We start from the raw sequence: 9,517 nt of genomic DNA, 5'->3' as shown, positions 1-9,517 counted from the left end.
ACGTGTGCGTAGTGACGAGATGGAGTGTCGTACTCAACGTGAGAAGTTGCGATTGTGATACCGCGCTCACGCTCTTCTGGAGCGTTATCGATTGATGCGAAGTCTTTCGCTTCACCGCCGTACACTTTAGATAGAGTAGTACAGATTGCAGCAGTTAGAGTTGTTTTACCGTGGTCAACGTGGCCGATAGTACCAACGTTTACGTGCGGTTTCGTACGTTCAAATTTTTCTTTAGACACGATCGTGTTCCTTCCTAGTTATGATTCACCCTGAAATCTGCTCAAGGTGCGCCAGAATTTGCTATTTTATGCGCCAACTTGCGTCAGCGCAATAGGTTCGTTATTAATCAAATAACGATTATCCACGTTCTGAAATGATTGCTTCAGCAACATTTTTAGGCACTTCAGCGTACTCACTAAACTCCATAGAGTAAGAAGCACGACCTTGTGTCGCAGAACGTAAGTCAGTTGCGTACCCGAACATGGCTGACAACGGAACTTGTGCACGAATTATCTTCAGGCCAGCTGTCCCCTCGTCCATACCTTCAATGATGCCGCGACGACGGTTAAGATCGCCTACTACATCACCCATCCAGTCTTCTGGAGTCGTTACTTCAACCTTCATCATTGGCTCTAAAAGAACAGGTTGCGCTTCAAGTGCACCGTTCCTAAAGGCCATGGAGCCAGCGATTTTAAACGCCATCTCACTTGAGTCGACATCGTGGTATGAACCATCGAAAAGTGTTGCTTTAACATCCAGTACAGGATAGCCAGCCAACACACCGTTGTTCATTTGCTCCTCGATACCTTTCGATACGGAGCTGATGTATTCTTTAGGAACAGCACCACCAACGATCTCATCTACAAAAACAAACCCGTCGCCAACTTCTGCAGGCTCTAGTTTCAGCCATACGTGTCCGTATTGACCTCTACCACCTGACTGGCGGACGAATTTGCCTTCAACTTCTGTGCTGCCGCGAATGGTTTCACGGTAAGCAACTTGTGGTTTACCCACGTTGCAGTCCACACTGAATTCACGCTTCATACGGTCAACAATAATTTCTAGGTGGAGTTCGCCCATACCCGAAATCAGAACTTGACCTGTTTCGTCATCAGTTTCAACACGGAAAGAGGGATCTTCTGCTGCCAGCTTACCTAGCGCAATACCCATTTTTTCCTGATCAGCTTGAGAACGAGGTTCAACCGCAATTTGAATTACTGGTTCAGGGAACTCCATGCGTTCAAGTACTACTTTATGATCTTGATTACACAGTGTGTCACCTGTTGTTACATCTTTTAGACCGACTGCAGCGGCAATATCGCCAGCGCGAATTTCTTTAATCTCTTCACGCTTGTTTGAGTGCATCTGTACAATACGACCGAAACGTTCGCGCTTTTGCTTAACAGAGTTATAGACGCTGTCGCCAGAGTTCACAACACCAGAGTAAACACGCATGAATGTCAATGTGCCTACAAACGGGTCTGTCGCAATTTTAAACGCGAGAGCTGAAAATGGTTCGTTGTCGTCAGCATGACGTTCAACTTCATTTTCATCGTCGTCTATTCCTTTGATTGCAGGAACGTCTACAGGCGAAGGCAGGAATTCAATAACAGCATCCAATACCGCTTGTACACCTTTATTCTTGAACGCACTGCCACATGTTGCCAGTACGATTTCGTTGTTTAGTGTACGAGTACGTAACGCATCCTTGATTTCGGCTTCAGTTAATTCGCCATCTTCAAGGTATTTGTCCATTAGCTCTTCGCTTGCTTCAGCCGCTGCTTCAACTAGGTTTGAATGCCACTCTTCTGCAAGTTCTTGCATGTCAGCTGGAATGTCTTCGTATGTAAACGTCATGCCTTGATCGGCTTCATTCCAGTTGATTGCTTTCATCTTGATAAGGTCGATGACACCTCCGAACTCATCTTCTGCACCAATATTTAATTGGATAGGAACTGGGTTCGCACCAAGACGATCTTTAATTTGGTTTACAACGCGTAGGAAGTCTGCGCCTGCACGGTCCATCTTATTTACAAATACCATACGAGGAACTTGGTATTTGTCTGCTTGACGCCATACAGTTTCAGACTGAGGTTCAACACCTGATGAGCCACAGAACACAACCACTGCACCATCAAGTACACGGAGAGAACGCTCTACTTCGATAGTAAAGTCTACGTGTCCAGGGGTATCAATGATGTTTACGCGATGATCTTGGAACTGTGCTTCCATACCACGCCAGAAAGTAGTAGTTGCAGCTGAGGTGATAGTAATACCACGCTCCTGCTCCTGCTCCATCCAGTCCATGGTTGCAGCACCATCGTGAACTTCGCCGATTTTGTGAGAAAGGCCAGTGTAGAACAGAATACGCTCAGTTGTGGTTGTTTTTCCTGCGTCTACGTGAGCACAGATACCGATATTACGGTAGCGCTCAATAGGAGTTTTACGAGCCACGATTGTATCCTCTTACTAAGGTTCACCTTAGAAAATAGAAAAGTGCTGCGAGAGAACCTCGCAGCACAGAAGGTATTACCAGCGGTAATGTGCGAATGCTTTGTTAGCATCAGCCATACGGTGAACGTCTTCACGTTTCTTAACCGCAGTACCTTTGTTCTCAGACGCATCTAGCATTTCAGCAGCTAGGCGTTGAGCCATAGATTTTTCACCACGCTTACGCGCAGCTTCAACCAACCAACGCATAGCAAGTGCGTTACGGCGAACCGGACGTACTTCTACAGGTACTTGGTAAGTTGAACCACCCACACGGCGAGATTTAACTTCTACCGCTGGGCGAACATTTTCAAGAGCTTCTTCAAATACAGCTAAGTGATCTTTACCAGATTTCTCAGCCATTGCTTCTAGTGCAGTGTAAACGATTTTCTCTGCAGTAGATTTCTTTCCGTCAACCATAAGGATGTTAACGAACTTTGCCAGCAATTCAGATTTGAACTTAGGATCTGGAAGGATCTTACGCTGACCAATTACGCGACGACGTGGCATGGATATTCTCCGTTGTCTTCTTCAGGTTATCCAAAACTTTTCAGTTTCTTCAAAAAATAAAAATGAAAATTTAGTGTTTGGCCTTACTTAACGCCTTTCTTTTTACAGAAAAGGGGCATTAAGACTTAGGACGCTTCACACCATACTTAGAACGACCTTGCTTACGGTCGTTTACGCCAGCACAGTCAAGTGCGCCGCGAACAGTGTGGTAACGTACACCCGGAAGGTCTTTAACACGACCGCCACGGATTAGAACAACTGAGTGCTCTTGAAGGTTGTGACCTTCACCGCCGATGTACGAAGTCACTTCGAAGCCGTTCGTTAGACGAACACGACATACTTTACGAAGTGCTGAGTTAGGTTTTTTAGGTGTAGTAGTGTAAACACGAGTACATACACCACGTTTTTGTGGGCACGCTTCTAGTGCAGGCACGTTGCTTTTAACAACCTGCTTTGCACGAGGCTTACGTACCAACTGGTTAATAGTTGCCATTAACTAGCTCCTGAATTACTTGAAAGTAAGCTTTGTGAAAAATCTATTCCCCAAAATGCACCTATGTACAATTGGGGACGCAAAATTCTATGCAGCAGTGATGTGAGTGTCAAGAAATATACAGATCTTTTTTACCAGCTTAGCTTGTCTAGCGAAAAACACATAAAGACAAGCGCAATGCATAACTGCATTTTTAGGGAAGATAATTGAATGCCGATGCGGCTTATTCCCAAGTTAAAGTAGTTTCATGTACTTCTGTGAGGGTGACCCAATCGCTAAAGTCAGCTTTAGCAACGTTATCATCAATGCAGCTTCTCAACCCTCTTGCATCCACATCGGGCATCAGTACATAAATAGCCAGTTTACTGTTTACAAGGTATTCAAATGCATGATGGTGGGTGTTAGCGGCATAGACGGCATCTTCAACAAGTAAGATGATATCATGTGAGGCTGAATATTGGATGGCTTCTTTTATTCCAGCTTGAGATTTGACGATGTGTAGCATGTTCTATTCTCAGAAAGTCAGTGCTTTACCAGCAGAATTCAATTTATCTATCATCTGTTTTCTAGATAATCGGCTTGCATCAATGATTAACTCTGCATCTTTTAGTCCACGCTCATGGAGAGAGTCTTCACATATGAACACGTTTTCGATGTCATACAAATCGAAGAGCTTGAACATTGGAGCATAATCTTTGCTAAGAATGTCAGATGTATTTTGCGACGCTAGTAATTGAGCAACGCCATCACCGATAAACAAAACGGTTATGTCCTCACAATATGCCGATGCAGCCAAAAGCGCATCGACGCCCTCTCGTCCAGAATTACTACCGTGAGGCAAACTTCTAAATACAAATGTTAACTTGCTCAAAATTGAACCACTCTATCTTGGGTAAGCATTGCTTCAGCCAAGCTCCCCAAACCGGCTTGTTCAAAACCATGGGCTAGATTGTGTTGCGTCAATTGATGTTGTTCAGCTTCATCTTGGCTAACCACTCCACGTCTTAATGAAGCAGCAACGCAAGTCTCCATACGAACACCATTTGTATTGGCTAACTCTTGCCACGCTTTTGTTAGATCAAACTCATCGTTAGCAGGTACCGCTAATTGCGTTCCGTTGTACACGCCATCTTTATAAAAGAAAACACTGACTAGCGTATGCCCTTTTTCAATCAGCGCACATGCAAATTGGTAAGCATTTCGGGCAGATTGAGTACCATATACACCACCATTAACAACTAGAGTATAAGTGAGAGATACACTCACTTCTCGCCATCCTCAGTCTTACGCTGACGAATATACAAATAAACGGTGTGCTTGGAGATGTTGAGCCTATCTGCAACGCGGTTAATTGCGTCTTTTATGTCAAAAATACCCTTGTCATAGAGATCCATAACAATCTGACGGTTTTTAGTGTTGTTAGAGACAGACTTGTCCGCATTAATATCTTCTATAGTGCGCTCGACCGTTTGATCCACCAGCTCTTCAACGTCGCTAGCAAAGTTAACGGAAGAAGCAGCCTCTTTCGCTTCTTCGTTCGGCATAAATGCTTGCAAAACTTGAGAGAAAGGAACATCTAGGTTGATATTGATACATAGAAGACCAATAACTCGGTTGTCACCGTTGCGGATGGCGATTGTGATTGATTTCATCAACACTCCACCCTTCGCGCGAGTAAAGTAAGAACGAGAAAAGTTACGCTCTGAACCTTCGATATCCTTCAACATTTTTAAAGCAAGATCCGTAATCGGAGACCCCACCTGACGGCCTGTATTTTCTCCGTTAGCAATTTTAATGGCAGACGTATTTAGATCTTCGAGTGAGTGCAATACGATTTCACAGTGTGCACCAATTAAACTGGCAAGCCCATCGACCACCGCTTCGTATGAGCGAAGGATAATTTTATCGTGCTCAGAAAATGGCTTCACATCTATGGATTCCATCTCAAGCAGCGAATCTGCATAAATCGCATCTGATGTATTCACGTTCACCTTACCTAGTGCATATTTATTTCAATTATTTGGTAGAAGTTTATCAGAAAATTTTAATCGGGCACGGATAACCATACTATCTAGTGACTTAGAGCAAACATTGCATTGATTTCCTAGATACAGACGAAAAAAAGAGCTCCGAAGAGCTCTTTTTGAATATGTAGACCAATGCTTATTGAGTTGCCGTTTCTGCTTTGTCGCCACCGTCGATTTCAAGCAATTCGACTTCAAATACTAGCGTTGAGTTAGCAGGGATCGTTGGAGTGTCTTGCTCGCCGTATGCTAGCTCTGGTGGGATAACAAACTTGTACTTAGAGCCAACTTGCATTAGCTGAACACCTTCAGTCCAACCTGGAATCACTCGATTTAGAGGGAACGTTGCAGGTTGATCGCGATCGTATGAGCTATCAAACTTAGTGCCATCAATCAGAGTACCTGAGTAATGTACAACAACAGTATCTGTCTCTTTAGGTGAATTGCCTTCTGCTGCGCTCAATACTTGGTAAAGAAGCCCAGACTCAGTCGCCGAAACGCCTTCTTGCTTAGAAAATTCTGAACGGAAATCGTCGCCTTCTTTCTTAGCAGCTGCAGACTTCTCTGCTGCTTGCGCTTCCATTTTCTTAGCCACACGCTGATCTAACGACTCTAGAGCAGCACGAATTTCGTCTTCGTTTAGCGCCGCTTTCTCACCAAATACATCTTCGATACCTTGAAGCACAAGCTCTTTCTTCAGCTCAATACCGATTTCTTTAGGCTTTTCAATGCTTGTGTTCAAGTAGTTTGCAAACGATACACCAATTGCGTATGCCGCTTTTTCATCTTCGTTCTGGAAGGCCACAGCTGGAGCAGCTTGTTCTACTTTTGCGGTTTCTTCTACTTTCGGCTCTTCTTTTACTTCTTCTTGACAGCCTACAGCCAGAGCAACTGTTGCAGCTAGCAGTGACGCTTTAAACAAAGGTTTCATTTAATTCTCCAAATTATAAATGTTTGGCGGAGAGCCTCTCCGACATCCTTTAAATATCTTGCACAGTTTCGTGCAAAAAAGTTGTGGTATCAATATACTGGTTTCATGTCCACTGACACAAACCGGATTTCTACAGCGATGCGAACAGTTTCTCACTCTGTGGTTCTAACCATTGTCATTCTTTTGTTAAATGGGTGCTTTTTCACACAAAAAAATGACCAGCGCTGGGTTATAGAACCATCTGGCACAACCAGCTTTGGTTTGAGCCGAGATGGACGCTTTGCTTTACTTTATTCAAAAGAGCACCAATTGCTTCTATGGGATCTTGAAAACAATGAAGAGCTTGCCCAATTAGGCGCTCAAGATCCACAATCCAATACCGTCTCCCATATTCGAATTGCCGACAACGGACGCTTTGCCATTACCGCTACGCAACAGAATTTTGCAGTTTGGGATCTTGGTTGGACACAAGCTCAAGGGCTCTGGTCTATCTCTGATGGCGTTATCCGCGATATCGACATTTCCAGCAATGGTGAACAAGTTCTACTGGGCTTATCAAATGGTAAAGCCATTTATGTGGACTTAGTCACTGGACGGCGGCTTGAGTTCCTTGCTCATCGGGAAAAAGTTAATTCTGTGGCTCTCTCCCCAAATGGTCGATTTGCTCTATCTGGTGGAAACGACTACAACGCTTACTTATGGGACACCCAAACCGGACTAGCACTTCATAAATTTGAGCACGATGCCCGAATCAATCGAGTTGCTCTGCAGCGCGACGGTAAACTTGCTTTTACGTCTGATGGCTCTAACGATGCATTTGTCTGGGATTTATCTAACGGTGAGAAAATATCCGAATTAAAAGCGTTCCAACGTCAGCTAATATTCACATCTGCACGCTTTTCTGACGATGGCAAGCAGCTTGTTACTGGTACGCCAGGAAGCAGAGTCATGCTATGGGATACACAAAGTGGCAAACGTCTGGATTATTGGGAAGTCGAACCGCAAAAAGATGCTCGCCCTCCCCGCGCTGTCGTGTATGATGCGTCCTTTGATGAACAGCAACGAATTATTTCTGGCACGTCAGCAGGTATTGCTCAAGCGTGGCGGATTGAAACTGAGTAAACACCATGCCAAACGAGAAAGAACTGCAAAAACGTATTGAAGACTTAGAATGCCAACTTGCTTTTCAAGAGCAAACCATTGACGAGTTGAACGACGCGTTGAGTCAGCAGCAACTGCTGATTACAAAGATGCAGGATCAAATGAAATATGTGGTCGGCAAGGTGAAAAATATGGATTCCTCCAACTTGGCGGACGCTTCTGAAGAAACGCCCCCACCGCATTACTGATCCTTTTGACGCTGGAGCCTGGAAACTATACCTGGTTTACTCATCGGCAAAAATCTTAACGAGCAGTTCCCCGTTAGTGTTAATACTAGCTCGATACATACCTGAGCTATTCATACCGAAATGGATATCGCCATGCGAGTCCAACGCTATTAGCCCACCTTCCCCGCCCATGGATTTCAGTTCGCCTTGAATGATCGTTTCGCACGCGACATGAACATCTTCTTTTAGGTATTTCATTCGGGCAGCAACGTCTGCCGCCACTGTTTTCCGGATAAAGTATTCGCCCATGCCCGTTGTAGATACTGCAACATTGCCGTTTTCAGCGATGGTTCCACACCCTATTAAGGCAGAATCTCCCACTCGACCATACTTTTTATTTGTTACCCCACCAGTACTGGTTGCTGCTGCTAAATTTCCTTGGTAATCCAACGCCACGGCACCCACCGTGCCATATTTTTTATCGTCGGGGTATTTTGATTCTGATAGAGCAAACAAGCCTTTTTCTTTCATGGTTTGCAGTTGCTCGTAACGACGCTCTGTATAAAAGTAATCTTGTTCGGTGTACTCATACCCATGCTCGAAGGCAAATTCTTCAGCGCCTTCACCAATCAATAAGACATGATTACTTTTTTTCATTACATCACGAGCGAGAGCAATAGGATTTTGGATATGACGTACTCCAGCAATGGCACCAGCTTCACTATTTGCTCCGTGCATCAAGGATGCATCCATTTCAACCATTTCGCTGTTGGTGAGTACGGAGCCTCTTCCCGCATTAAATAGTGGGCAATCTTCCATAACTTTTACCGCTTCGACCACCGCATCGAGCGCATCTCCCCCTTCAGACAGCACTTTGTGACCCGCTTTCACAGAGAGAGTCAATGCTTGCTGAAATTCAGCTCGCATTTCTGTCGTCATTTTGTCTCTTAAAATTGTTCCTGCGCCACCATGTATTGCGATGGAAAAAGGCTTAGTCATTGTGCTTTCCTAAAATCAGATTTACCGCTTACGTAATTTCTCACAGCCCATAAAAAAACGCCAACTGAGTAATCAGTCGGCGCTCTCAACTTTAGCAGCTTAAGGATACTTGAATGTAAACCTTAAGAATTAGTGGGAACCACAGCTTCCGCCGCCGCAGCAACCCTCTTTCTCTTCGCCATGGTCGTGATCGTGGTCACCACCACAACATCCTTCTTCTTGATGGATATGTCCGTGTTCAATTTCATCCGCTGTTGCTTCACGTGTCGCTATCACTTCTACATCAAAAGTCAGAGACTGACCCGCTAGCATGTGGTTACCATCAACAACGACTTCATCACCGTCCACTTCTGTTACTTCAACAGGGATAGGACCTTGATCAGTATCCGCTAGGAAACGCATACCCACTTCAATCTCATCTACACCTTGGAATACATTTGCTGGTACGCGCTGTACCAGTGCATCATTGTGCTCACCATAAGCATCTTCTGGAGAAACATTAGCGGTAAACTTATCGCCTGCCACTTTACCATCCAGCTCTTTCTCAAGACCTGTGATTAGGTTGTTGTGACCGTGAAGGTAGTCCAATGGCGCTTCGCTAGTTGACTCGTCGACAACCACACCGTCTTCTGTTTTCACTTGGTATGCCAGACTAACAACCACGTTTTTTTCAATTTTCATGATGACTCCAAGGAGGTTTGAAATCCTGAGAGAAAGTCGGTTCTCAGGAAAATTATTGATT

13 protein-coding genes are annotated in these 9,517 nt (G+C 44.6%); 2 read left to right on the top strand and 11 right to left on the bottom strand.

All coding sequences use genetic code 11. The features are described from left to right. The 9 genes from VPNCDNU1_RS11125 to fkpA all read right to left on the bottom strand — a co-directional run. The coding region (locus VPNCDNU1_RS11125) for a GTP-binding protein (protein WP_237324119.1) at positions 1-239 on the bottom strand (239 nt) is incomplete at its 3' end. A 118-nt stretch (positions 240-357) separates the two neighbouring features. After that, positions 358-2,454, bottom strand: coding sequence for an elongation factor G (gene fusA / locus VPNCDNU1_RS11120; RefSeq protein WP_104400386.1), 2,097 nt, complete (start codon positions 2,452-2,454; stop codon positions 358-360). A gap of 75 nt (positions 2,455-2,529) precedes the next feature. Beyond that, a complete protein-coding gene (gene rpsG / locus VPNCDNU1_RS11115; RefSeq protein WP_031493416.1) occupies positions 2,530-3,000 on the bottom strand; it encodes a 30S ribosomal protein S7 in 471 nt (156 codons plus the stop codon). Positions 3,001-3,118: 118 nt separating this feature from the next. Then, positions 3,119-3,493 carry a 30S ribosomal protein S12 gene (gene rpsL / locus VPNCDNU1_RS11110; RefSeq protein WP_004399892.1) on the bottom strand — a complete coding sequence of 125 codons (375 nt, stop codon included), beginning with the start codon at positions 3,491-3,493 and terminating at the stop codon, positions 3,119-3,121. Positions 3,494-3,716: 223 nt separating this feature from the next. After that, complete coding sequence (gene tusB, locus VPNCDNU1_RS11105; protein ID WP_104400385.1) at positions 3,717-3,998, bottom strand: sulfurtransferase complex subunit TusB; 282 nt, start codon at positions 3,996-3,998, stop codon at positions 3,717-3,719. A 9-nt stretch (positions 3,999-4,007) separates the two neighbouring features. Continuing rightward, a complete protein-coding gene (gene tusC / locus VPNCDNU1_RS11100) occupies positions 4,008-4,364 on the bottom strand; it encodes a sulfurtransferase complex subunit TusC (RefSeq protein ID WP_104400384.1) in 357 nt (118 codons plus the stop codon). Then, positions 4,361-4,759 (bottom strand): sulfurtransferase complex subunit TusD, encoded by a 399-nt coding sequence (gene tusD, locus VPNCDNU1_RS11095; RefSeq protein WP_104400383.1) that lies wholly within the window; start codon positions 4,757-4,759, stop codon positions 4,361-4,363. Before tusD ends, tusC begins: the two co-directional genes overlap by 4 nt. Continuing rightward, positions 4,756-5,436 (bottom strand): helix-turn-helix transcriptional regulator, encoded by a 681-nt coding sequence (locus VPNCDNU1_RS11090; protein WP_371410790.1) that lies wholly within the window; start codon positions 5,434-5,436, stop codon positions 4,756-4,758. Before VPNCDNU1_RS11090 ends, tusD begins: the two co-directional genes overlap by 4 nt. A gap of 220 nt (positions 5,437-5,656) precedes the next feature. After that, complete coding sequence (fkpA, locus tag VPNCDNU1_RS11085) at positions 5,657-6,448, bottom strand: FKBP-type peptidyl-prolyl cis-trans isomerase (RefSeq protein ID WP_104400382.1); 792 nt, start codon at positions 6,446-6,448, stop codon at positions 5,657-5,659. 138 nt (positions 6,449-6,586) lie between these two features. Here fkpA and VPNCDNU1_RS11080 point away from each other — a divergent pair, with 138 nt between their 5' ends. Together VPNCDNU1_RS11080 and VPNCDNU1_RS11075 are read left to right on the top strand one after the other, a co-directional pair. Continuing rightward, positions 6,587-7,570, top strand: a complete 984-nt coding sequence (locus VPNCDNU1_RS11080) for a WD40 repeat domain-containing protein (protein WP_104400381.1) — start codon at positions 6,587-6,589, stop codon at positions 7,568-7,570. Positions 7,571-7,575: 5 nt separating this feature from the next. Then, on the top strand, positions 7,576-7,797 hold the full coding sequence (locus tag VPNCDNU1_RS11075; protein WP_101111198.1) for a SlyX family protein: 222 nt from the start codon (positions 7,576-7,578) through the stop codon (positions 7,795-7,797). Positions 7,798-7,833: 36 nt separating this feature from the next. On the opposite strand, the gene VPNCDNU1_RS11070 is transcribed toward VPNCDNU1_RS11075, so the two are convergent. Continuing rightward, entirely contained in the window at positions 7,834-8,775 is a 942-nt protein-coding gene (locus VPNCDNU1_RS11070) for an isoaspartyl peptidase/L-asparaginase family protein (RefSeq protein ID WP_104400380.1), read from the bottom strand. Between the two features lie 129 nt (positions 8,776-8,904). Then, positions 8,905-9,456: a peptidylprolyl isomerase gene (gene slyD / locus VPNCDNU1_RS11065; protein WP_104400379.1), complete on the bottom strand. Its 552-nt coding sequence runs from the start codon at positions 9,454-9,456 to the stop codon at positions 8,905-8,907. Positions 9,457-9,517 lie beyond the last annotated feature (61 nt).

Source organism: Vibrio penaeicida (genome assembly GCF_002933855.1).
In the GTDB taxonomy this organism is placed as follows: domain Bacteria; phylum Pseudomonadota; class Gammaproteobacteria; order Enterobacterales; family Vibrionaceae; genus Vibrio; species Vibrio penaeicida_A.
Note: the sequence above shows the minus strand (reverse complement) of the source record. Positions and strands in the feature narration are given on the sequence as shown.

Bases quoted from the DNA above. Each gene is read 5' to 3' on its own strand.
- rpsL (WP_004399892.1), bottom strand. From the start codon at position 3,493: ATGGCAACTATTAACCAGTTGGTACGTAAGCCTCGTGCAAAGCAGGTT.
- slyD (WP_104400379.1), bottom strand. From the start codon at position 9,456: ATGAAAATTGAAAAAAACGTGGTTGTTAGTCTGGCATACCAAGTGAAA.
- VPNCDNU1_RS11080 (WP_104400381.1), top strand. From the start codon at position 6,587: ATGCGAACAGTTTCTCACTCTGTGGTTCTAACCATTGTCATTCTTTTG.
- tusB (WP_104400385.1), bottom strand. From the start codon at position 3,998: ATGCTACACATCGTCAAATCTCAAGCTGGAATAAAAGAAGCCATCCAA.
- fkpA (WP_104400382.1), bottom strand. From the start codon at position 6,448: ATGAAACCTTTGTTTAAAGCGTCACTGCTAGCTGCAACAGTTGCTCTG.
- VPNCDNU1_RS11075 (WP_101111198.1), top strand. From the start codon at position 7,576: ATGCCAAACGAGAAAGAACTGCAAAAACGTATTGAAGACTTAGAATGC.
- rpsG (WP_031493416.1), bottom strand. From the start codon at position 3,000: ATGCCACGTCGTCGCGTAATTGGTCAGCGTAAGATCCTTCCAGATCCT.
- VPNCDNU1_RS11090 (WP_371410790.1), bottom strand. From the start codon at position 5,436: ATGGAATCCATAGATGTGAAGCCATTTTCTGAGCACGATAAAATTATC.
- VPNCDNU1_RS11070 (WP_104400380.1), bottom strand. From the start codon at position 8,775: ATGACTAAGCCTTTTTCCATCGCAATACATGGTGGCGCAGGAACAATT.